Origin of the sequence: Acinetobacter oleivorans DR1, assembly GCF_000196795.1 — a bacterium.
Classification (GTDB): Bacteria; Pseudomonadota; Gammaproteobacteria; order Pseudomonadales; family Moraxellaceae; genus Acinetobacter; species Acinetobacter oleivorans.
The window spans coordinates 1,868,500-1,892,342 of record NC_014259.1; the positions used below are offsets into that span (position 1 = coordinate 1,868,500).

The window sequence follows — 23,843 nt, forward strand, 5'->3', positions numbered from 1 at the left end:
TTATCTATTTTTTACATAATTTAAGACTTACTTTCACGATGTGGCGTGAAGGACGAATAAATAATTGGTTGGTGCTTCAATTGATTTATAAGTTGTTATAGCTAGATAAATCATAAGAGATCAACCAAACTAAAGTCTCATAGCATGCAGCCAGCAAACACTATGCCAATAAAATATTTATTAAATTTCAACAGACTGTATCTTTTTTCTCATGGGGCAGGTTGGCTCTAAATTCAAAGTGTTGATGTGCTGTTGCATAAACAACACTATGCTTTTGGAATGTTGCCTATTTCACATCGAGTACTCTAAATGAGCAAATAATTAAATTTAATATTATTTGCACTTAATATTATTGGTATTAGTTATCTAGAAAACTTAGATTAAGGTGCGTTGTTTAGCTATTTTTCTGATTTAAGAAAAAGTACTCGTTCAGATTGATTTCATCCACTTTAAATTTTGGAGATTATTATGGATATCGTCAAACATCCCGAATCTCGCCAACTCGTACGTACGGTTAAAGCTAGTGCATATGTATTTGAAGATCAAAATTCAAAGTGTTTAATGTCTTATGTTGAACAAATCGCACCAAGCGAAGCGTCCGTTTTAATTGTTGGTGAAACAGGAACAGGTAAAGAACTGGTTGCTCGAAAGATTCATGCTTTATCTAATCGGAAAAATAAACCCTTTGTTGCTGTAAACTGTGGTGCTTTATCTGATACGTTAGCTGAAACAGAGTTGTTCGGTCATGAAAAAGGAGCTTTTACAGGAGCCATAAGCCTTCAGATCGGGTGGTTTGAAGCAGCGCATGGCGGAACTATTTTTTTAGATGAAATTGGTGATTTGTCACCAAGCATTCAAGTGAAGCTGCTAAGAATTTTACAAGAAAATGAAGTGGTTCGGGTTGGTTCTCGACAGACCAAAAAAATTGATGTCAGAGTAATTGCTGCAACGAATATTCGATTAGAAGAAGCCGTATATGCAGGTAATTTCAGAGAAGATTTATATTTTCGATTAAAAGTTGCATCGCTCCATGTTTTACCGCTTCGCCTACGAACTGGTGATATTTTACCTCTAGCACAGCACTTCATTTATGACTATTCGCAGAGTCTGAATAAGAAACCGCCTATGTTAAGTGAAGAAGCTCAACAATTGCTCGTTGATTATCATTGGCCGGGAAATATTCGTGAATTAGAAAATGCAATTCATCACGCATTGCTCATTTGTAAAAATGGGGTGATTCAAAGTTATGATTTCCAACTTTCCGGTTTCAAGCATAAATTACTCACTTCTGAATATGATTTTTCGATTTATCGCAACTCAAATCAAACTTTAAAACAATTGCTGTTTAGTTGGTTTGAACAAGGAATAGAAGATTTAAATGAGCAATTAGAGGCAGAAATTACAGGAGCTGCCTATGAATATTGTCATCACAATCAATTGCATACTGCAAAATTACTAGGAATAAGCCGAAATATTATTCGTGCAAGATTGATTAAACATGGTTTATTGTCTCCAAATATTCGCATATAGATCGTGCTTATTTTTTGTATTAACCCAAAATTACCATGTGATTTTGGGTTTTATTTTCTTACTCAAGAAAGATTTAATATTGTTGTTTCTTTAATTTCAAAATAAGACATATATCATTTAAAACAATTACTATTGTTTTTAAACTAATCTAATAGATATTTCTATTAGATGAGTAAACATATCTTATTAAATAATAGTGTATCCGCCATCAATTGTAATACATGAGCCATTCATAAAACGCGCTTCATCGGAAGCTAGAAAAATAGCTAACTCGGCAACTTCAGACGCTTCTCCAAAACGGTCCAATGGAATTTTATCAGTAGGGCGAGTTTCTAGCATTTTGGCAGTCATTGGCGTACGAATAGTGCCTGGGCAAATAGCATTAATTTTGATGCCATGTTTGGCATACACTGCTGCTAGATGTTTTGTATAACCAATTACAGCATGTTTTGAGGCTGTATAAGAAGCGCCTCCCATTTGAGCTACTAGACCCGCAATAGATGCAATATTGATAATTGCTCCAGAACCCTGTTCAATCATTTTAGGCAAAACTAAATTACTTAAATTGAATACGGCTTTTACATTTATGGCAAACATTCGGTCCCAAAGTTCTTCGGTTGTATCTAAGCTATTGGTATATTTGTCGAAAATACCTGCATTATTCAGTAGTACATCAATTCTTCCAAACTTCTCTAATGTAAATTCAACTAACTGCTTGAGCTGATCAAATTGAGTGACATCCACTTGAAAAGCAAAGGCTTCTCCACCTGCGTTGATGATTTTCTCGGCAACTTGGTTAGCCTGTTCTAAATTCATGTCGGCAATAATTAATTTTGCTCCTTGTTGTGCAAAAGCAATTGCTTCAGACTCACCCATACCAGAGGCTGCACCTGTGATAATACAGACTTTATTTTGTAGTCTAGACATAATACATTTCCTAAATCCTAAGTTTTGATCTAAGCTCTCTTTGTGAAATAGATGCTTAAATATTGAAGTTCTCCTGTAAGACTTAAAATACGTATTTAGCCAAACGAGCTCTAGATACAATCTGGGAATGAAGACGATATTCAGACATACTGAGCGAATATCGGACAGGGAATTTAGAAAAGGGAAAATGATGAGGGATCAGATTATTCAACATCCGCTCTCAGAAGAGACGATTAAATACGATGACTACATTGCAGGTTTAGCAAAGGGCCTCAATATTCTTGAAGCATTTGGCACAGATCGACAGCGTTTAAATGTTACTCAAGTCGCAGAGCGAACTAATATTACTCGTACAGCAGCACGTAGATATCTAAAGACACTCAAGTTTTTAGGCTATCTTGAAACTGATGAATATTATTACTGGCTAACACATAAGGTACTTAAGTTTTCAGGGGCTTTTTTAAGTACAGCACATTTGCCAAAAATATCGCAGTCTGTGTTAAATCATTTATCTGAAAAAACGACATTAGTTTTCTCAGTGGTGGTTCAAGATAATTATGAGGTTGTTCCGATTGCTAGAAGTGTTCCGCAAAATGATAATTTCCGGGTAAGTCCTTTTGGTATTCATCTGGGTAATCGAATTCCTGCTCATGCTTCATCTACGGGTAAAGTTTTATTAGCGCATAAATCCTTAGAAGAGCAAAAGAATTGGATTAAGTTATATGGACTTAAACGATTTACTGCATATACATACACAGAAGAAGCCAGTTTTCTAGCTGCATTACAGACCATTAAGGACAATGGTTATTGTATTTCCGCTGAAGAATATGAACTGGGCGTAACAGCAATTGCGATACCGATTATTAATCAGACTGGTGATATTATTGCGGGATTAAATGCTGTTGCTCCGATTTCTAAAGTAAATGATACCTATCTGATTAATACGGTTTTGCCATTACTAAGAGAGGCAGCCAAAGAAATTCGAGACATGATTTAGTTTATTGTTTTGTAGTTTCAATCAAACGTCCTCATCGGGCGTTTTTTTATATTTAAAATAATTTTATCAATATTTTAAGACTATTTAATTTGTCTTATATAACCGTTGGAAGAGATGATTTTATAAACAGTGAACGATATAAGATGTGTTTGCGCGATCATCGTTCAATTTAAAAGAAAGTAGTCTAGTCGGAACTGTGATAGCCCCGTAGTTTAATAAAAAGAAAAGCGTTCGATACAACACTATCAGGATGGTGTAGCCAGCTATTTCAGGCAAGTGAACGCATGGATCTGTCGCAAGGAGTGACAACAATGAATACCAAATTACCTCAACAGCTTGAATGCGATTTGGTTGTGGTGCGTGCAGGGGCAGGCGGTTTGTCGACTGCGATTACTGCTAAGAAAAAAGGCTTAAATGTTATTGTCCTTGAAAAAGACGATGTGTTCGGAGGTACAACAGCTTTTTCTGGTGGAGTACTATGGGTTCCAGGGAATCATCATGCAAAACAAAATGGTATACAAGATAGCCGTGAAGCAGCATTGACCTATTTAAAGCATGAAACCAAAGAATTTTTTAATGCTGAGGCTGTAAACGCATTTCTGGATTATGCACCTGAAATGCTCCAGTTTTTTGAACAAAATACCTCAGTCAAATTTATCCCGACACTTTATCCAGACTATCATCCGGATGCTCCGGGTGGGGTTGATATTGGTCGCTCTGTACTAGCTGCACCCTATGATATTCGTGGTTTGGGCGAGAATATGAAGCGCCTACGTCCGCCTCTTAAAACCATTACCTTTATTGGCATGATGTTTAATTCATCTAATGCAGATTTAAAGCACTTTTTTAATGCCACTAAATCGTTTACTTCATTTATCTATGTGGCAAAGCGATTAGCTATTCATTTAAAAGAACTGGCTATTTATGGTCGTGGTACCAATGTCACAAGCGGTAATGCTTTGGCTGCACGTTTGGCTAAATCTGCATTTGATTTAGATATTCCAATCTATACAGAAGCTGAAGTTAAGCAGTTAAATTTTGAAAATGACAAAGTTGTTGGCGTACAAGTTCAACAACCAGATCAGCACTGCCAGATTAAATCTAAAAACGGAGTCGTGCTGGCATGTGGCGGTTTTTCACATGATATTGAACGACTCAAACAAGTTTATGCGCACCTGAAACATGGTGGTGAACACATCTCACCTGTGCCAAAGACTAATACAGGAGATGGTTGTCGCCTTGCAGAATCGGTTGGTGGTGTAGTGGATATTCAATATGCGGATTCTGCTGCATGGATGCCAGTGTCAAAAGTCCCTTGTACAGATGGCTACGGCGTGTTCCCACATTTATTAGACCGTTATAAGCCTGGAATTATTGGTGTGCTTAAAAACGGCAAACGTTTTACCAATGAATCAAACTCTTATCATGATGTAGGTGCAGATTTATTTAGGGCGTGTGAGGAGTTCGATGAAACAGCCATGTGGTTGATCTGCGATCATAAAACGATTAGCAAATACGGTTTAGGTTATGCCAAACCTGCCCCAATACCACTTTCATCTTTAATTAAAAAAGGCTATCTCTTTAAAGGTAATAGTTTAAAAGAACTGGCACAGCAGGTGGGAATTAATGCTGAGCAGTTGGCTAAAACAGTACAGCGTTATAACGAAGGGGCTGTGAAAGGCCAGGATCCAGAATTCCATCGTGGTTCTACTTCGTTTAACCGATATTTGGCCGATCCAGATCACAAACCAAATCCATGTGTAGCACCAATTGAGCAAGGTCCATTTTATGCTGTGAAGGTGTTTATGGGCGATTTAGGAACATTTGATGGAATCAGAACAGCCGTTACTGGTGAAGTTTTAAATCAGTTTCACCAACCCATTCAAGGTTTATACGCAGTTGGTAATGACCGTGCGAGTATTATGGGTGGAAACTATCCAGGTGCAGGAATTACTTTAGGGCCAATCATGACTTTTGGTTATATCACAGGATCACATATTGCTGATTTAGCTAAAGGAGGGAATGGTTTTATATCATCTAAAAATTCTAAATCTGCCAACTCTCAATCTGTTAAGGAGACTTTTCATGTTTCATAAACCGATTGTTGATCACCGTATTTACAATATTACACCACGATGCATGCCTAGATTTCTTGAGGTATTCGATCAGCTGGCGATGCCTATTTTGAAAAAGCACTTGGGCGAGCCACTTGGTTTTTATATTAGTAATATCGGTACGTTAAATCAGGTCGTACATTTGTGGGGTTATGACAGTCTGGATGACTATGAAAAGCGTAGTTTTGCCCGAGATACAGATCCTGACTTCCAAATTTATTTGAAAGCATCTGAAGGTTTAGTGACGTCACAGGTGAATCAAATTTTAAGGCCAGTGAACTTAGCTTCACTAATTAAGCCTTAAACAGCAGTTTATTTAAAAATTCCCTTAAGGAACGGTGTTTTGAGAAAAACACCGAGGGAAACTTCGTGCTTTTATAAGGAGAAACTCATGAGCACAAGTCAAATACAAAGGAAAGATGTAAAAAGTATATTAAATGAAAATAAGATGGGTGGACTACAAAAGCTCATTCTATTTTTTTGCTTTGCTATTATTGCCCTAGATGGTCTGGATGTCGTAGTCATGGGATTGATTGCTCCTCAGATTATTCAGGAGTGGGGTATTAGTGCACAAGAGTTAGCACCAGTTTTAAGTGCAGCATTGGTTGGATTAGCAATAGGTGCATTAGTTTCTGGGCCTTTATCAGATAAATTTGGCCGAAAACCAGTGCTAATTTTAAGCGTACTTGGCTTTGGTATTTTTACTTTGCTAACAGCGTTTTCAACTGATATCACACATCTTTTAATTTATCGTTTTCTTACTGGATTAGGTGCAGGTGCTGCTGCTCCCAATGCAGCGACTTTAGTTTCAGAGTATGCAGCAGATCATCGCCGTTCATTTTCAGTTACTGTTGCCTACTGTGGATTTTCTTTAGGCGCTGCCGCAGGTGGTTTTTTAGCAGCATGGCTGATTCCGGAGTTTGGCTGGCGTAGTATGTTGATATTAGGCGGCGTACTACCTTTGATTTTGGTACCATTTTTATATTGGAAAATGCCTGAATCAATTACTTATTTAGTCAAACAATCGTACTCCCAAGACAAAATCAAAGCGATTTTAAAACGCTTATTTCCACAATCTTCTTTTTTAAATCAAGAAATTTATCTGAATGAAGTAAAAACCGAGAAATCTGGTCTAGGTCTAATTTTATCTAGTAAATATCGCTATGGCACGATTATGCTCTGGATCAGTTATTTCATGGCATTATTTTTAATCTATCTATGCAGTAGCTGGTTACCAACCTTAATTAAATCGAATCAATTTACGATTTCTCAAGCTGCCATTGTGACTTCGTTCTTTCAAATTGGTGGTCCTGTTGGAAGTATCACTCTTGGTTGGTGTATGGATCATTATCGTCCGCGTTTGGTACTTTTTATTGCGATGTTGATTGGCGCACTTGCAACCTTTGGGTTAGGGCATTTTGGTTATGATATGGTGCTTATGTGTATTTTTGCATGGATTCTTGGTTTTACCTTTAATGGTGGGGCCGTTGGTTTAAGTGCTTTAGCGACTGGATATTATCCGACTTCTGCTCGCGCAACCGGAGCAAGCTGGATGAATGGTATTGGGCGCTTTGGTGCAATATTAAGTGCATTTGCTGGAGCTGCGATGATCAGTTCAGGTATGCCATTTTCTATGATGTTCTCATTGTTAATGATTCCTGCTGTACTTTCTGGTTTTGCCGTTTTAATTCAGGGTATTAAAACGAAACAGTCTATTGTGCAAACCAAAACACAGTTGAGTTAAATCAGTAATAAAGCAAGATGATTAACTATTTTAAAATCTATCTTTGCTTCTTAAATATTTTCTATGGCTTTGAATTAGCTTGATCAGCGTGCTGGTCAGGTAGGGATAAATACACTTAAAAAATGTATAGCAGTTGATTCAGCTGAAATAATTCAAGGCTTTATGTTCATAATAAACAATGTGCTAAGGAACAGCATTAATGAAATTTTCTATGACTTCGCTTGCGATGATTTCAACTTTTACATTAGCAAGTAGTGCGGTATTCGCCTTCGATCCTTTAGCTCAGGATCAAAAATGGATATTGGGCGATTGGAACGGAAAACGGGCTCAACTCGAACAGCAGGGTTATCAATTTACCGCCGCTTTTCAAAATGAAAGTGCTGTTAATTTAAGTGGAGGATATGACGATTCATCACGACTATTTAATGCAAACCAATGGACATTTGGTACACGTCTAGATTTAGAAAAAATAGCAGATTGGAAAGATACTCAAGCCCAGTTGAGCATAACGAAACGAGATGGACAACCGCTTTCTACTGATCGGATTAGTGATCCTAGAGCGCCGCAATTTAGTAGTGCTCAAGAGATTTATGGGCGTGGACAATGGTGGCGCTTAACCAGTGCATGGATTAAAAAAGGATTTTTGAATAATGATCTACACATTAAGGTAGGTCGCATGGGACTTTCAGATGATTTTAATGCATCACATTGTGAGTTTCAAAACTTAATGTTATGTGGAGGTCAGTTAGGTAAAACAGTAGGAGATATTTGGTTTAATAGTCCTGTAAGCCAATGGGGAATTAACGCCAAATATCAATTTTTACCATCGCTCTGGTTTGGAACAGGGATTTATGAGGTCAATCCTGAAAATGCTTTAGAGCAACATGGTTTTAATTTGGATATGGATCAACGTAAAGGTATTTTAATTCCTGTGGAACTATCTTGGAAACCCAATCTAGCATTTTTCGATGGCTTAAGTGGTGAATATAAAGTCGGTGCATTTTTGTCAACGGCAGATGCACGTAATGTTAGTACAGATGAAAAAGGTAATATTGAGCCAAATGCAGCAGATCGGAAATGGCAAAACAATAAGCATAGTGTTTGGCTTAATGCGCAACAACAGGTTTTTGCGCCTGCGGACGACCCTAAGCATGGTTTATTTATTTCAGCAAACTTTACTTTTAATGATAAATCTACAACTGTTGTTGAAAGCACACAGCAACTAGCACTTTGGTATAAAGGCATATTTGAGCGTCGACCAAATGATACCATCGGTTTGGGCCTAGCACGTTTTGATGTGAATGATCGTGTACAAGAGCGCCAAAATGCATCTAATCAATTGCTGGGATTAACCGAAGCTGACTATGCGAATCCGAAATATACACCGATTCAGTATGATGAATTGAATATTGAATTGAACTATAACTTTCAATGGTCACCTAGTATTGCTTTACGACCAAATATTCAATATGTGCATCAAGCGGGTGGTGTAAAACAAGTGGATGATGCTTGGGTAGCTGGTATGACCATGAAACTTAATTTTTAAATATGTATGAGTAAAAAGGCAAACAGGGGTTTGCCCTTTTATTTTCCAAACAAGATTTTTAGATTTTCTTGGAAAAGCGTTTCAAGTGATAAAACTTCATTTGGATTCAGGATGCCATTGTGAATCATACCCATCCACATAGGACTCACAATAAGCAATGCAAATTGCTGTGGGGAAATAGTGGCTGATAATTCTCCACGTTGAATCGCTAAACTGGTTAATTGCTCAAGCTCATACTGAATAGGTAAAAAAATCTTATTTACGTAAGTTTGACGAATATGCGGAAAATTATTTCCTTCACGTAAAATTAAGAGTGCCATATCCGCACGACCAGTCCTTTCAAGCGTTAAAACACTGGGAATAATCTTTTTACAAATAAACTCGTAAACAGTTTCATTTTGAGTGATTTCAGAAGCGCGAATAGGGCGAAATGAATCGTTGATGAGAGCATCAATTACTGCTTCAAATAGCTGATCTTTAGTTTCAAAATAAGAATAAATTGTACCTTTGCCTAATTCAGCATGTTTAGCAATATCTGAAATTTTTGCTCTTGCAAAACCCACTTCAATAAAATGTTGTAGAGCAGAGTCAATAATTTTCTTTTTAGTTTCTTGCGTCTTTTCTAGACTAGGGCCGCGTGTTTTAGATTTCGTCATGTTGAACTAGATTTCATTGTTACCAATATTATTTTAACATAAATTGACCTGCAGGTCATATTTGAATTAAAATCGACTTAAAAGTCACTTTTGGTTGAATTATGCAGACACCAAAGTCCAGTGTTCAATATTGCATTATTAGCTTTGCGCTGTGTCTTGCTGCTTTAAGCACCGCTCTAGCAAGTCCTCTATATGCAATCTATGAACAAGAGTGGGGAGTTTCAACGTCTCAAATAGGCTATATCTTTATTTCCTATATGTTAGGCGTAGTTTTTTCACTTCTGTTTTTAAATAAACTCAATGCAATTTATCACTATAAAAATGTGATTTTGGTCAGTCTGGCTTTAACCATTTTAGGTTTAATGTTGTCTGCATTGGCAAGTTCTGTTTGGTTACTGGGCTTTTCGAGGTTTCTGATTGGAATTGCTTCAGGACTTATTACCACTGCTGCAATGGTGGGACTCAAAGACCAATATCCGTTTCGTAATAAGGCATTAGCTGAAAAGCTTACTTCTATAATTACTGTCTTGGGTTTTGGTTTGGGGCCTTTGGTCGGTGGTATATTAGCTGATCATACTGTGCGACCTTTGGCTGATCCTTATTGGATTATTATCTTTTTTTCACTTCTAATATTTATCAGTGTGTTTTGGGTCAAACCCAGATTTAAAATTGAGAAAAAATATCAGTTAAATGAGTTATTAAAGTTACAAGGTTTAGCATTGCCGCAGGTAGCTTCACGTAAAGTTTTCTGGGTCTGTAGTGTGGCTGCACTTTGTAGTTTCGGGGCCTTCAGCTTATATGCAGCTTTAGCTGGGACTTTTATTAAAGAATTACCGATTAAATCGTCAGCCACCTTAACAGGTGTATCAATTTCAATCATTTTATTTGTGTCAGTACTGAGTCAATTATTTTGTAAATCGTTTAAAGAATTGCATGTGTTGTATGCAGGGCTATTAGCTTTATTGCTTGGAACGATTAGTTTGGTGATGGCAGAAGTCGAACACATAGTTTGGTTTTTATTGATTAGTATTTTACTAACGGGTATGGGACATGGTTTTACCCTAAGTGCTGTCTATCACTTTATTGGCAATATGATGGATCGGGAAAAAAATCCACTGATCTTTTCTAGTTATTTGTTTATTGCCTATCAAGGCACGATCTGGCCTGTCATCCTTTCCAGTTATTTTATTGAATATTTCGGGGTGGTCATCACATTAGGGCTGATTGCAGCATTATTAATGGTGACTATCGTTTGGTTGATGCATCAACTTAAATTTAAGGTAGGGCCTATATTAGCTTGTCATAAATAATGATTGCTCAGTTTTTGGAGCTTGAAAAATGTTTTAAAGGGAGTTTAGGCAATCGAAATATGATTTTGATTGCCTTAGAAGCTAAAAATTAGATATGGATCAAATTGATGATGGATGCAATTTTTTCAGAAGTTGCCATGAGTGCTGGTGCTAACTCTTCAATACGTTTAGGACTTAATCGTACAGAAGGCCCTGCAATACTGACTGTGCCAAAAGGCTCACCTGTCTGTGGGTTGAGAATGATTTTAGCCATAGCAGACATACCTAGCTCATAGGTGTCACTAATCACACCATAACCTCGCTCTCTAGAAGCATTAATCATTTGCTCTAGTTCTGTAAGGTCTTTTGGTGAGTTTGGTCCAAAGTTCTTGGCTTTATCGAAACCTTCACGTTCCACAATTCGTGCAAAGTCATTTTGATCAAGGGTAGATAAATACGCTAAACCACAAGCTGAAGCTGGTAAATAGGCCACGTTGCCTGAGTCAGGATCATATTTTAGACCTGATTTGGCTCCTTGAGCCTTACCAATCCAGATAATTTTTTCGTCTTCGATTAAACCGAGGCGAACCAGTTCAGAAGAGGTTTCTGCGAGTTCATCAAGATAGGGTTGAAATGTTTCGGTAATCGAGCGTGAAGACAGAAAACTCAAACCCATTGAGGCAATTTTAAGAGTGAGCTTGTAGTGTTGGGTGATTTCATCTTGATAGATATATCCCATGTCTTTCATCGCAGTCAGAATGCGATGCATTGCAGACTTTGGGATATCAAGATCAACAGAAAGCTGACTAAGTGCACATCCATCCACTTCTTTTAATAGTGCTTCGAGGATGAGCAAAGAACGATCGGTATTGCTGAGCATAAAAATCCTAATATTATTTTCTGGAACAGTGTTCCAAAAAAATTAAAAACAGATTATAGTTGTTTTAGATTCTATCTCAAATGCCGTACAGATGAATCATTCAGATAAGGAGTTTCCTAATTATTCAGCTTTTGAGAATAAGTAGGGAGCAAAACTGAATAAGCGATGGAAAACGCATATTTGCTTATACACACTAATGGAGTAAGTGTATGACTCAACAGGTAAATTTAAGGGAGTTTATTGATGAAAATCCTATATCCCCAATACAAAAACTAGTCATCTTTTTATGTTTAATGATTGTCGTTGTTGATGGTATTGATATATCAATTATGGGATTTGTGGCTCCCGTCATTAAGCAGCAATGGGGAATTACTACAACGGATCTTGCACCCGTAATGAGTGCAGCTTTAATTGGTTTAGCTGTAGGTGCAGTGATTTCAGGACCTTTGGCAGACAAGTTTGGACGTAAAAAACTACTCATTATTAACTTAATGGGTTTTGGTGTATTTACTTTATGTGCAGCAGTTTCTAGCAATGTGACAGAACTGATGATGTTCCGTTTTATTGCTGGTTTATTTATGGGAGGGGTAATGCCGCAAGCTGTTACGTTGGTAACGGATTACTCTCCCATGAGAATGAATGGCCGTATGGTTACCATCATTCTAAGTGGATTCACAATTGGTGCTGCTATTGGAGGTTTTTTGGCTGCTTGGGTGATTCCACATTTTAACTGGCATGCCATGATGATTATTGGTGGAGTCCTACCACTTGTTCTAGCCGTTATCGCAGTATTTAAACTACCTGAATCTATTGGTTATAAAGTCCTGAAGGAACATCCAAAAGCAGAGATTGATGCCATTATCCATAAAATGGCACCAGATTTTGATACAGCTAACACTGTTTTCGTTTTACCTAAAGCAAAAACTAATACGGTTGATAATCCAGTAAAAGCAGTCCTGAGTCCTTTTTATTTCTTAGGCAGCTTTTTGCTCTGGTGGAGCTATGCATCTGGTTTGTTTGTGGTGTATTTACTTGGAAGTTGGTTACCAATGATGAGCCATGAATTTGGTTTCAGCATTAGCGAAGCTTCAATTATCACTGCGATTTATCAGCTAGGGGGCCCAGTAGGTTGTATCGCCTGCGGTTATTTGATGGACAAGTTGAATCCACACCTTGGATTAGTGATTGCATATCTTTTAGCGATTGGCTTCATGTTCTTTCTAGGTGCAGTGGGTCATAACTTTGTAATGTATAGCATGATGTGTTTCTTCATCGGTATGTGGATGAATGGTGCGAATGCAGGTCTTAACAGTGTTTCCAGTTCATTTTACCCAGTTTTTGCTCGCGCGACCGGCAACAGTTGGATGCATGGGATAGGCCGATTAGGAGCAGTGGGTAGCGCATTTGCGGGAGCATATTTTTTAAGCCTAGGATGGGCGACGAGCAAAATATTCCTTGTGCTTTGCTTACCAACCGCCGGTATGGTCGCAGCATTAATCATTATGAAACTGGTTTATTCGCCAACAAAGATACTTCAGCACGAACTTAAAAAAGTTCAAATCTAAAATTTTCTAACTCATCGACTTTTAAGGAGATTGAATAATGGATATTCAATTGAATGGATCAACTCGTCTTTATTTTGTGGTAGGACATCCGATTGTACAGGTCAAATCACCTGAGGGTGTAACGATGGAGCTGCTTAAAAAGGATTTAAATGCGATTGTTATACCTGCTGATGTAGCACCAGAACAATTCCCAAATTTTGTTCAGCAAAATTTGTATTTAAATAATAGTGACGGCTTGATTGTCACGGTGCCTCATAAAATTTCGGCTTTGAATTGCTGCCAAAAATTAACTTCACGTGCACAGTTTATTGGGGCGGTAAATACGATTCGCCGCTGTAAAGAAGGGTGGGAAGGAGACATGCTTGATGGTAAAGGCATGGTACAAGCGATACGAAATAAGTTAATCGAGCTAAAAGATAAACGTGCCATTTTGGCGGGAGCTGGTGGAGCAGGTAAAGCGATTGCTTATGAATTACTTCTTGCTGAGGTAGCAGAGTTAGCAATTTTTGATGTAGATCAAACGCGTCAAAAACAATTAGTTGAACAACTTCAACAGCTAGGTAAAGGAAAAGTTGTTGCACATAACAATGATCCAACAGGATTCGACGTTGTGGTCAATGCGACACCTATGGGAATGAATGGCGATCCTTCAGCAGCTTTTCAATTAGAAAAAATAACTGCACAAATGTCGGTTGCAGATGTGGTGACTAGTCCTGAAAACACACCATTTATTCAACATGCATCGACTTTGGGATGTAACGCAGTCAAAGGAACGGACATGTTTATTGAGGTTCGTGACCTAATGATTGCTTATTTACTTGAGAAAGAGCAGGAGCAACAAGATGTCGCGTGAATATTCACTTTCATTTTTGACAGTTGCAGATGTGAGTCCTGTAGAAGCAGTCAAAATTGCAGCAAAGTGTGGTTATGCAGCAGTGGGCTTACGCCTGCTGCCAGCAGCACCTAATGAAGTAGATTATCCAATTTTAAATGATAGCAAGCTAATTAAGGAAACAAAGGCTGCTTTGAATGACACGGGTGTTCGTATTGCTGATGTTGAAATTGTGCGAATTACTCAAGATTTTGAACCAAGAAAATATTTGCAGTTTTTAAGTACCGCTGAGCAGCTCGGTGCTAGGCATATTTTAGTTGCAGGAAATGACCCTGAGCAGTCAAGACAAATACATCACTTCGCACAATTTTGTGAATTAAGTAAACAGTTTGACTTGAGTTGTGACCTAGAGTTCATGCCGTGGACCAATGTGAAAAATTTGTCGCAGGCTGAATATATCGTGAATCAATCAGGGCAAGAAAATGCGGCCATTTTAATTGATGCATTACATTTTGACCGATCAGATTCAACACTTGAGCAGATCAAAGCACTTAATCCAAAGCAATTGAACTATGTTCAGCTTTGCGATGGTTTTGCTGAATATGATCCGAGCGACGAAGGCTTAATTAAGATTGCACGTTCTAATCGATTAGTGCCAGGGCAAGGTGAAATTGATCTTGTAGGGTTAATTCGTGCTTTGCCTAAAGAAATTATATTAGCGGCAGAAGTCCCCAATTTAGTACTAGCTGAACGTCCTGCTCTCGAACGCGCTGAAGTTAATTTGCAAGCAATGAAGCAGCTCGTTGCACTCGCTCAATTGGGCACGGTTACGGGGTAATAAGTATGAACGCAAAAACCCAACAACCATTTCAGATGATTCCGATGCCAATTCGTGAATGCTACGAATGTGATGTTTTAGTCATTGGCTCAGGTGCAGGTGGGCTTTCAAGCGCCGTGACCGCAGCATATGAAGGATTAAAGGTTATTGTCGCAGAGAAAGCATCCGTATTTGGTGGAACTACTGCTGTATCGGGAGGGTGGTTATGGATTCCTAATACACCTCATGCTGTACGTGAAGGAAAAGCCGAATCAATTGAGATACCTAAGCTATATTTAAAAAATATTTTGGGTGAAAAGTATGATGAAACAATGATTCATACTTATTTAACTCAAGCACCAAAAATGGTGGAATTTTTCGAAGCCAAAACTGAGGTTAAGTTTAATATTGGTGCCGCAGTACCTGACTTTTTCAATATTGAGGGTGCTAGGGTTGGGTGGCGTTCGATTGTTGCGGCACCTTACGATGGTCGTTTACTTGGTCAGAAACTAAATATCCTACGTCCGCCAATTCCTGAAACTACGCTTTGGGGAATGGGTATCGCTTCTGGCGCAGATATGAAGCATTTCATTAATACTTTTAATACAATTCCATCCTTTATCTATGCGACCAAAAGAGTATTACGACACTTTTTTGATCTAATTTTTACTAAGCGCTCTACTCAAATTGTGAATGGTAATGCTTTGGTGGCTCGCTTACTCAAATCTGCATTTGATTACAAAGTAAAACTATTAGCAAATCATGCCATGACTGAATTAGTTGAAGAAAATGGTCGAGTGATTGGAGCATTATTTAAAACACCAGCTGGTATCGTCAAGATAATAGCAAAACATGGCGTGGTATTAGCGACTGGTGGTTTTCCGCATGATGAAAAACGTAAACAAGCTTTATTTAAACATGTGAGTGAAGGAACTCCTCATCATTCAGCTGCTCCTGAAACAAATATAGGTGATGGCTTAATTGCAGCAGAAGCAATTGGAGCAACTGTTGACCAAACCTTGCCTTGGTCTGGCGCATGGGCACCTGTTTCATTAATTCCGCGTTTAGATGGAACTTTAGGTCGTTTTCCACATTTGGTTGAGCGAGGTAAACCGGGATTAATTGCAGTTTTAAAAAATGGCTGTCGGTTCACGAATGAAGGTGATTCCTATCCTGCATTTATTAAAGATTTATTCAAACATACATCGCAAGGCAAACAAGCACATTGCTGGTTGATTTGTGATCACAAGTTCATCCGCCGTTACGGCTTAGGCGCTGTTAAACCTTTTCCAATTTCTCTAAAGCCTTGGCTAGACAACGGTTACTTAAAACAAGGACACACTATTCAAGAGCTGGCTGTGGCGTGCGGTATAGATCCAGTTCAGTTTTTAAAAACAGTAGAGCAGTACAACCAATATGCCTATTTAGGCCAAGACCCCGAGTTTCAACGTGGTACTACTCCTTATCAAAAAGCACAGGGTGATGCCGATCATCATCCGAACCCATGTATTGCCCCGATTGAAAATGGACCATTTTATGCAGTTGAGGTGGTGCCAGGAAGTTTAGGGACATTTGCAGGACTGGTTACAGATGAATATGCCCAAGTTCTAAATAAAACAGGGCAACCAATTAATGGATTATTTGCGGCTGGAAATGATCTCAATAGCATCATGGGTGGTCAATATCCAAGTGGTGGAATTACCTTAGGTCCAGCCATGACATTTGGTTATCTTGCTGCAAAAAAAATTGCTGAGCAGGCTAGAACTGAAACAGTAGCGTTCAAGCCACATAGGCAGGATTAAGGAGAATTGAACATGGATAAAGAAGTTGATTTATTGGTTATTGGCGGTGGGGCAGCAGGCATGTCCGCAGCACTTTTTGCCAAGCTTAATGGATTAGATGTCTTACTTTGCGAAAAGGCTTCACAAGTAGGTGGCACTTCAGCAACATCAGGTGGAACGATTTGGGCACCAGGCTCACATTTAAGTGTTCAAGCAGGCGTTCCTGATGATATTGAGCAGGCTCGAATTTTTCTTAAATCTGTCGTTGGTGAACGTGGTGGTGAAGAACTTCGTGAAGCATTTCTAGCTTCATGTGCGGATATGGTCCGTGATTTAGATGAGAAAACTACAGTTAAGCTTAACGCTTGTTTAGCACACCCCGACTATGTCAAAAATCAACCAGGTGAAGCATTTGGTGGTCGTGCACTTGCGCCTGCTGAGTTTGATGCAAGTGTTTTAGGTGCTGACTTTAAATATGTACGTCCTCCACGAGCGGAATTTATGGGCTTAGGCGGCATGATGGTCAATCGTACTGAATTAAATGCATTGTTAAATCCTTTACAAAGCTTTCAGAACTTTATGACTACCTTAAAAGTTGTGGTGCCTTATTTTCTGTCACGTCTACGCTTTAATCGGGGTACACGGCTTGTTATGGGTAATGCTTTGGTAGGTAGCTTATTTTATAACCTTAAACAAAAACATGTTCCTGTTTGGTTCAATGCACCACTGCAAGAGTTACTGATCGAAAAAGGCAAAGTGGTGGGAGCCAAAATTGAAACCGAACAAGGCGTAAAAGTCGTTCGTACCAGAAAAGGTGTGGTTTTAGCCACAGGTGGTGTGGGGTGGAATATAAAGTTGCGTCAACAATTGTTTCCAAAAGGTTTAATTGCAGACTCACTGTCACCTTACTCAAACACGGGTGATGGGCTTAGTAAAGCTATTGAAAAAGGTGCAAAACTTGATCCCTCTGTGGATAGCAGTGTGCTTTATTTTCCATGTTCAATTCATGTTCATGCCAATGGTTATAAAGCTATTTGGCCGCACATTATTTTAGACCGGGCCAAACCAGGCGTGATAGCTGTCAATGATGATGGCAAACGCTTTGTCAATGAGTCAGATTCGTACCACGACTTTTGTATGGCTCAGCTTAAAACAAATCAAGGTAAACCAAAAATTCAGTCTTACCTGATTTGCGACCAAACTGCGATTCAAAAATATGGGTTAGGTTTTGTTTTGCCAGGCGCAAAAAAACTCGATTACTACCTCAAAGCAAAATATTTATTCTCTGCAAATTCACTAGAAGAGCTTGCCCAAAAGGTTGGGATTAACGCTCAAGGATTGGTGAATACAGTTCAACGTTTTAATCACCTCGTTGAACAGGGTGTAGACACAGACTTTGGTAAAGGCAGTGGTGTGATGAATCGTTTTAATGGAGATCCTGAAGTCAAACCTAATCCATGCTTGGGCAAACTTGAGCACGGTCCCTTTTACGCTTTACCTGTCATTCCAATGGACTGTGCGAGTAGTGGTGGATTAGCTGGCGATATTTATGGTCGAGTGTTTGATCAGAATAATCAGGTGATTACTGGACTATTTGCCTGCGGTAATGACCTATCTTCAATTTTTAAAGGAACATATCCGGGCCCAGGAACAACACTAGGGCCAGGGATGGTATTTGCTTGGCGAATTGCTCAATTTGCCGCAGGAAAACTAAATAAACAAGTGACTGAACAACCTACACAAATGACACAACCACGGAGAACCGCATGAAGCTTTATCAACTGATTAACATTACTATCAAAATGGGTACAACTGCGACTGTTGCAGCAGGTATTCAAAGTTTTTACCAAGATGAGGCAGCTAAAGGTAAGTTACTTGGAGTATTTTTCTCTGATATAGGCGAGCTCAACCAAGTTGTTGTATTACGCAGCTATGCTTCACAACAAGAATTAGATGATGAAAATACGCGTTTAGCAGCACAAGAAAACTTGTTTGGTGCATCTGAAAATATTATTAGATATTCAGTAGAAAATTTTGCTGGTTTTGACTTCTTACCAGAAGTTGAGGTGGGTGAATTTGGTCCTGTATATGAAATCCGCACTTATGAGTTGAAACATGGTGGTGTCCCTCATGTCCTTGAAGCATGGAAAAATGCAGTGCCAATTCGGACTCAATACTCAAAATTAACAATAGCGATGTATGCTCTTGATGGCACACCTCGTATTGTAAGTATTTGGCCATATGCGTCATTGAATGAGCGTTCGGAAGTTCGTGCCAAATCAGTGGCAGATGGCATTTGGCCACCAAAAGGTGGTCCACAGTGGTTAACTCATGCAATGAAGTCAATGATTGCACTACCAACTTCCGTATCGCCACTGAAATAAAATTTGGTAATAATGTATTGAAAACTAGCCTACTATTTAGTTAGTAGGCTTTTAGATGTATAAAATACAATCAAGAAATAGGTTTATATATCTAGTTTAACTACTCTAATTTTATTGAATAAAGCATTACTAAATTTTAACTGGCAAATTAAGCACCACCTGAGCATCCTCAATAACATCTAAGCGTAAAATTTTTGAAGCACCTAATTCATTTAGCAACGTAGTTAAAGGCCCCTCATTTTTCACTAGTTGTACTTTTTTTGGAAAAAGCTTTTGTGAAAAAGAAAGAATATTAGATTGAACGTCTGTTCGGTGCCATTTTCCATCCACTACATGGAGCATGGTTGCTTTATTAATATGCGTTTCAGAATCGACATGTTTTAAAGTAGGAACAGCAGTTTTTAAACTTAAATCTAATTTTCCATTAACATCAAAAATATTGGCTTGGACTTCTTTTGAGTTAATGGAGACGTCAATTTTAGTTAACCATTTTGGTAGCTGGTAACCATATACACCACGTACTCTGGCGATTTCAGTATCAACAGGCAAAGCTAAAACATGGGCATAAAAATGACGTTGACGCATCGATTTCATTAACTCTACGATATGTGGCCCACGAGCATTAGGTTGACGTACGATAATCGCAATCGATACTTCGTTATAAGGGTCATTGTCACAAACTGAATAGGTAAAGAATGTGACGGCGACCAAACCATAGCCCGGAAATGGTTGTAACGGCGTTAAAGCAGCGGGAAGTTTTGCTTTAATTTGCTTAATCGGAGCAAGCATGAGTAGTTGTACATTTGCACTACGATAATAAAAGTTGGGTGCCCAAACAGGACCTACTCGGGATTCCACAATTTTTTTAGTAATATGACGGAAAAAGTCGATATTGCCAGCAGCTGGATCTTGAGCCACTTCATCTAGGTCAGGATTCATTCTAAAGCGGTCATAATAACCACCTTTCGGTACTTTGACTTTTTGTTGCCCGAATTCAACCTCAGTAAATTGTTGTTTTATATTCATTGGAGTTCACCTTTACATTAATTGACCGAGTAGCTACCGTTGTCTTTAACAAGACGTATTAATTAATAGCCAATGTGGTCACTATAAGTTTAAAGCTAACTTTAAAGTCAAGGCTTTAATTTTGATATGTCAAATCTTTGACATTTAAAAGAAATAAAATAAAAACAATTAAAGATTAAAAAGATACAAACTTGATGAGCGTCTTCATATAAATTTTATCTTTAAAAGATGATTAATATAGTTGACCTTAAAGTTAACTTTAAGCTTAGTATAAATATTCAAATCTTTATAACGAATCAACAAGCGGTTTTTCACCAGGAGAACAAAGATGGGTTATGTAACCACAAAAGATGGCGTAGAAATTTTCTATAAAGATTGGGGACCACGTGATGCCCAAGTTTTATTTTTTCATCATGGTTGGCCTTTAAGTTCAGATGATTGGGACACACAGTTGCTTTTTTTCCTTAAAGAAGGTTTTCGTGTAGTTGCTCATGACCGCCGTGGCCATGGACGTTCAAGTCAGGTGTGGGATGGTCACGATATGGACCACTACGCAGATGATGTTGCAGAAGTGGTCAAACATCTGAATATTAAAAATGCAATTCATATTGGACACTCTACAGGTGGCGGTGAAGTTGCTCACTATATTGCGCGTCATGGTCAAGAAAACGTTGCAAAAGCTGTTCTTGTCAGTGCAGTTCCACCACTAATGGTTAAAACTGAAAGTAATCCTGAAGGTTTACCAAAAGAAGTTTTTGACGACCTGCAAAATCAAGTTCTCACTAACCGTGCGCAATTTTTCCGAGACTTACCATCGGGTCCGTTCTATGGTTTTAACCGACCAGATGCGAAGCCATCTGAAGGTATCATTGCTAACTGGTGGCGTCAGGGTATGACGGGCAGTGCAAAAGCACATTACGATGGTATTGTGGCGTTCTCACAAACTGACTTCACCGAAGATTTAAAGAAAATCACCATTCCTGTTTTGGTGTTGCATGGCGATGACGACCAGATCGTACCTTATAAAACTTCTGGTGTGAAATCTGCTGAGTTACTCCAAAATAGCCAACTCAAAATCTACCCAGGTTTTTCTCACGGCATGTTAACTGTAAATCATGACGTGATTAATGCTGACTTATTGGCATTTATCCGCGAATAATTTAAAGCTTTAAACTTTAAAAAAGAGGCACATTAAGTGCCTCTTTTTTTATATAAAAATAATAAATTCAATTAATTAAGTGTAGAGGTGCGAAAAGGTGTTGACATTAAAGTTAGCTTTAATCTTAAAGTAAAGCCATACTGAATGAGGTCATTCCAATGAAAGTGTTCGAAAAATTAGTATTCCCAAATGGCTCATATGTTCCTAACCGTATTGCTAAAGCAGCAATGGAAGAAAACATGGCTGATTTAAACCATGCACCATCAGAAGAATTAATGCGTTTATATCAAGCTTGGGCAAATGGTGGTGTCGGTCTAATCATTACTGGAAATGTGATGGTAGACCGCCGAGCGATGACTGGACCGGGCGGCGTAGTGCTTGAAGATGAAAAACATCTAGATACTTTTAAAAAATGGGCACAAATTGGTCGTTCAAAAGGCGCTCAGATTTGGCTTCAAATTAACCATCCGGGGCGTCAAATGCAAGCGAACCTTGGTCAGCAGACTTGGGCGCCATCGGCTATTTCACTTGATCTCGGCAAAATGTCCAATCGCTTTAATACGCCAATCGAAATGACTGAATCTATGATTACAGAAGTGATTCAGCGTTTTGCAAACACGGCACGATTAGGTGAAAAAGCAGGATTTACTGGTGTGGAAATTCATGCAGCGCATGGGTATTTATTAAGCCAGTTTCTTTCACCACTGAGCAATAAACGCCAAGATCGTTGGGGTGGTTCTTTAGAAAACCGCGCTCGCATTTTAATTGAGATTGTAGAAGCTGTTCGTAAAGTGGTTTCCCCTCAATTTACTGTTGCAGTAAAACTGAACTCAGCCGATTTCCAACGTGGTGGGTTTAGCACTGAAGATGCTCACCAGGTAGTTAAAATGCTAAATGAACATGCAGTCGATTTGGTTGAACTTTCAGGCGGTAGCTATGAAGCGCCAGCAATGCAGGGTGAAGCGCGTGATGGCCGTACACTTGCTCGCGAAGCTTACTTTTTAGAGTTTGCACAGAAGATTCGTAAAGTTGCCAAAATGCCTGTTATGGTGACAGGTGGCATACGCCGTAAACAAGTAGCAGAGCAAGTAGTTGAAAGTGGTGTAGATATGGTCGGTATTGCCACAGCTTTAGCGATTGAACCTAATTTGCCAAATGCTTGGAAACAAGGCAAAAATGTTTCACCTGAACTCAAGCCAATTACCTGGGAAAATAAAACATTCGCTTCTCTTGCCAATATGGCAGTGGTGAAATTCCAGTTACGTAATTTAAGTGCTGGTAAAAAAACAAAACCAAATGTTTCACCAGCTTGGGCTTTAATTTTGCAACAATCAGCGATGTCATGCCGTACCCGCCAATACAAAAAAGGTATGCGTGACTATACATTTGCTTCTTAATAAGTGAGTTGTGTTATGACAAATCCTAACGATTCAAACTGGATAATTTATGGAGCAAATGGCTACACGGGCGAGTTAATCGCTCGTGAAGCTGTACGCCAAGGTCTAAAACCAACTTTGGCTGGTCGTAACAAAGCTAAGGTTGAAACATTAGCTCAAGAGTTGGGGCTCGATTATAAAGCTTTTGGGCTTGATAACGTAGATGCGGTCAGTGAGCAGCTCCAAGGCTTCAAACTGGTCATGCACTGTGCAGGGCCATTTTCAGCAACATCAAAACCCATGATGGAAGCGTGTATTAAAGCAGGCGCTCACTATTTAGATATTACGGGTGAAATCTCTGTATTTGAATTGGCACAGTCACTGAACAGCCAAGCTGAAAAAGCCGATATTGTGCTTTGTCCGGGTGTTGGTTTCGATGTGATTCCGACAGATTGTGTTGCCGCGGCACTGAAAGAAGCATTGCCAGATGCGACCCATTTAGCACTTGGTTTTGACTCTAGAACAGGGTTTTCACCGGGTACTGCTAAAACAAGTACAGAAGGCATGGCCGAAGGCGGAAAAATTCGTAAAAACGGAAAAATTACTACCGTTCCATTAGCACATTATGTTCGGACCATTGATTTTGGTGACGGTAAAAAAAGTGCTATGAGTGTTCCTTGGGGAGACGTATCTACTGCATTCTATACAACAGGCATTCCAAACATTGAAGTGTTTGTACCCGCGTTTCCTAAAATGATTTTTGGTGCGAAAATGATGAACTATTTACGCCCAGTATTAAAAATTAATGCTGTGCAGAAGTTTATTAAGTCGCGTATTGAAAAAACCGTTGTTGGGCCAAATGAGGAACTCCGCGCGAAAGTACCTACCTATGTTTGGGGTGAGGCAAGAAATACGCGTGGGGAAGTCAAAACTGCTCGTATCCAAACAGAAAATGCGTATAGCCTTACCGTAAATGGCTCACTGACTGTGGTGAATTATTTACTCAAAAATACCGTGAAAGGCGGTACATATACACCTGCAAAATTGATGGGTTATAAGTTAGTGACGGAGCTACCGGGTTCTGGTCCATTGGTTATTAATTAAAAGCTTTTATTAAAACAGTATGTTTATAGATTGTCCCGAATAAGGAGTCACTCTTATTCGGGTTATTTTTAAATATTTCAAGTAAATACGGCTTAATATGGATAAAAAGAAAAACA

20 protein-coding genes are annotated in these 23,843 nt (G+C 38.8%); 16 read left to right on the forward strand and 4 right to left on the reverse strand.

Features of this window, described 5'->3' with window-relative positions:
* The first annotated feature begins 468 nt into the window (after positions 1–468).
* Positions 469–1,530 carry a sigma-54 interaction domain-containing protein gene (locus tag AOLE_RS08815; RefSeq protein ID WP_005305848.1) on the forward strand — a complete coding sequence of 354 codons (1,062 nt, stop codon included), beginning with the start codon at positions 469–471 and terminating at the stop codon, positions 1,528–1,530.
* A gap of 186 nt (positions 1,531–1,716) precedes the next feature.
* On the opposite strand, the gene AOLE_RS08820 is transcribed toward AOLE_RS08815, so the two are convergent.
* A complete protein-coding gene (locus AOLE_RS08820; protein WP_013197719.1) occupies positions 1,717–2,457 on the reverse strand; it encodes an SDR family NAD(P)-dependent oxidoreductase in 741 nt (246 codons plus the stop codon).
* A gap of 190 nt (positions 2,458–2,647) precedes the next feature.
* Here AOLE_RS08820 and AOLE_RS08825 point away from each other — a divergent pair, with 190 nt between their 5' ends.
* The 5 genes from AOLE_RS08825 (at position 2,648) to AOLE_RS08845 (ending at position 8,858) form a co-directional block, all read left to right on the forward strand.
* Entirely contained in the window at positions 2,648–3,454 is an 807-nt protein-coding gene (locus AOLE_RS08825) for an IclR family transcriptional regulator domain-containing protein (RefSeq protein WP_013197720.1), read from the forward strand.
* Positions 3,455–3,765: 311 nt separating this feature from the next.
* The gene (locus tag AOLE_RS08830) at positions 3,766–5,550 is read left to right on the forward strand and encodes an FAD-dependent oxidoreductase (RefSeq protein WP_013197721.1); all 1,785 of its coding nucleotides are present in this window, start codon (positions 3,766–3,768) and stop codon (positions 5,548–5,550) included.
* The gene (locus AOLE_RS08835; protein ID WP_013197722.1) at positions 5,540–5,872 is read left to right on the forward strand and encodes an NIPSNAP family protein; all 333 of its coding nucleotides are present in this window, start codon (positions 5,540–5,542) and stop codon (positions 5,870–5,872) included. Before AOLE_RS08830 ends, AOLE_RS08835 begins: the two co-directional genes overlap by 11 nt.
* A gap of 87 nt (positions 5,873–5,959) precedes the next feature.
* Positions 5,960–7,312 carry an MFS transporter gene (locus AOLE_RS08840; protein ID WP_013197723.1) on the forward strand — a complete coding sequence of 451 codons (1,353 nt, stop codon included), beginning with the start codon at positions 5,960–5,962 and terminating at the stop codon, positions 7,310–7,312.
* 211 nt (positions 7,313–7,523) lie between these two features.
* Positions 7,524–8,858 (forward strand): carbohydrate porin, encoded by a 1,335-nt coding sequence (locus AOLE_RS08845; RefSeq protein ID WP_035331554.1) that lies wholly within the window; start codon positions 7,524–7,526, stop codon positions 8,856–8,858.
* Between the two features lie 38 nt (positions 8,859–8,896).
* Here AOLE_RS08845 and AOLE_RS08850 read toward each other — a convergent pair whose 3' ends face one another.
* A complete protein-coding gene (locus tag AOLE_RS08850) occupies positions 8,897–9,514 on the reverse strand; it encodes a TetR/AcrR family transcriptional regulator (RefSeq protein WP_013197725.1) in 618 nt (205 codons plus the stop codon).
* Positions 9,515–9,615: 101 nt separating this feature from the next.
* Between AOLE_RS08850 and AOLE_RS08855 the strand changes: the two genes are divergently transcribed.
* Positions 9,616–10,824: an MFS transporter gene (locus tag AOLE_RS08855; RefSeq protein ID WP_013197726.1), complete on the forward strand. Its 1,209-nt coding sequence runs from the start codon at positions 9,616–9,618 to the stop codon at positions 10,822–10,824.
* An 88-nt stretch (positions 10,825–10,912) separates the two neighbouring features.
* Here AOLE_RS08855 and AOLE_RS08860 read toward each other — a convergent pair whose 3' ends face one another.
* A complete protein-coding gene (locus AOLE_RS08860) occupies positions 10,913–11,683 on the reverse strand; it encodes an IclR family transcriptional regulator (RefSeq protein ID WP_013197728.1) in 771 nt (256 codons plus the stop codon).
* 209 nt (positions 11,684–11,892) lie between these two features.
* On the opposite strand from AOLE_RS08860, the gene AOLE_RS08865 reads away from it, so the two are divergent.
* From AOLE_RS08865 to AOLE_RS08890, 6 genes are read left to right on the forward strand one after another with little or no spacing between them, the layout of a single operon-like run.
* The gene (locus AOLE_RS08865; protein ID WP_013197729.1) at positions 11,893–13,248 is read left to right on the forward strand and encodes an MFS transporter; all 1,356 of its coding nucleotides are present in this window, start codon (positions 11,893–11,895) and stop codon (positions 13,246–13,248) included.
* Between the two features lie 37 nt (positions 13,249–13,285).
* Entirely contained in the window at positions 13,286–14,101 is an 816-nt protein-coding gene (locus AOLE_RS08870; RefSeq protein ID WP_013197730.1) for a shikimate dehydrogenase family protein, read from the forward strand.
* The gene (locus tag AOLE_RS08875; RefSeq protein WP_013197731.1) at positions 14,091–14,918 is read left to right on the forward strand and encodes a sugar phosphate isomerase/epimerase family protein; all 828 of its coding nucleotides are present in this window, start codon (positions 14,091–14,093) and stop codon (positions 14,916–14,918) included. The genes AOLE_RS08870 and AOLE_RS08875 overlap by 11 nt, the downstream gene beginning before the upstream one ends.
* Positions 14,919–14,923: 5 nt before the next feature.
* Positions 14,924–16,699, forward strand: a complete 1,776-nt coding sequence (locus AOLE_RS08880) for an FAD-dependent oxidoreductase (RefSeq protein ID WP_013197732.1) — start codon at positions 14,924–14,926, stop codon at positions 16,697–16,699.
* Between the two features lie 12 nt (positions 16,700–16,711).
* Complete coding sequence (locus AOLE_RS08885) at positions 16,712–18,448, forward strand: FAD-dependent oxidoreductase (RefSeq protein ID WP_013197733.1); 1,737 nt, start codon at positions 16,712–16,714, stop codon at positions 18,446–18,448.
* Positions 18,445–19,062: an NIPSNAP family protein gene (locus tag AOLE_RS08890; protein WP_013197734.1), complete on the forward strand. Its 618-nt coding sequence runs from the start codon at positions 18,445–18,447 to the stop codon at positions 19,060–19,062. Before AOLE_RS08885 ends, AOLE_RS08890 begins: the two co-directional genes overlap by 4 nt.
* Positions 19,063–19,191: 129 nt before the next feature.
* On the opposite strand, the gene AOLE_RS08895 is transcribed toward AOLE_RS08890, so the two are convergent.
* A complete protein-coding gene (locus AOLE_RS08895) occupies positions 19,192–20,088 on the reverse strand; it encodes an acetoacetate decarboxylase family protein (protein ID WP_013197735.1) in 897 nt (298 codons plus the stop codon).
* Positions 20,089–20,416: 328 nt separating this feature from the next.
* On the opposite strand from AOLE_RS08895, the gene AOLE_RS08900 reads away from it, so the two are divergent.
* The 3 genes from AOLE_RS08900 to AOLE_RS08910 all read left to right on the forward strand — a co-directional run bounded on the left by AOLE_RS08900 (position 20,417) and on the right by AOLE_RS08910 (position 23,727).
* Positions 20,417–21,247: an alpha/beta fold hydrolase gene (locus tag AOLE_RS08900; RefSeq protein WP_013197736.1), complete on the forward strand. Its 831-nt coding sequence runs from the start codon at positions 20,417–20,419 to the stop codon at positions 21,245–21,247.
* Positions 21,248–21,405: 158 nt separating this feature from the next.
* Entirely contained in the window at positions 21,406–22,644 is a 1,239-nt protein-coding gene (locus AOLE_RS08905) for an NADH:flavin oxidoreductase/NADH oxidase family protein (protein WP_013197737.1), read from the forward strand.
* A 15-nt stretch (positions 22,645–22,659) separates the two neighbouring features.
* Positions 22,660–23,727 carry a saccharopine dehydrogenase family protein gene (locus tag AOLE_RS08910; protein WP_013197738.1) on the forward strand — a complete coding sequence of 356 codons (1,068 nt, stop codon included), beginning with the start codon at positions 22,660–22,662 and terminating at the stop codon, positions 23,725–23,727.
* Positions 23,728–23,843: the final 116 nt, after the last annotated feature.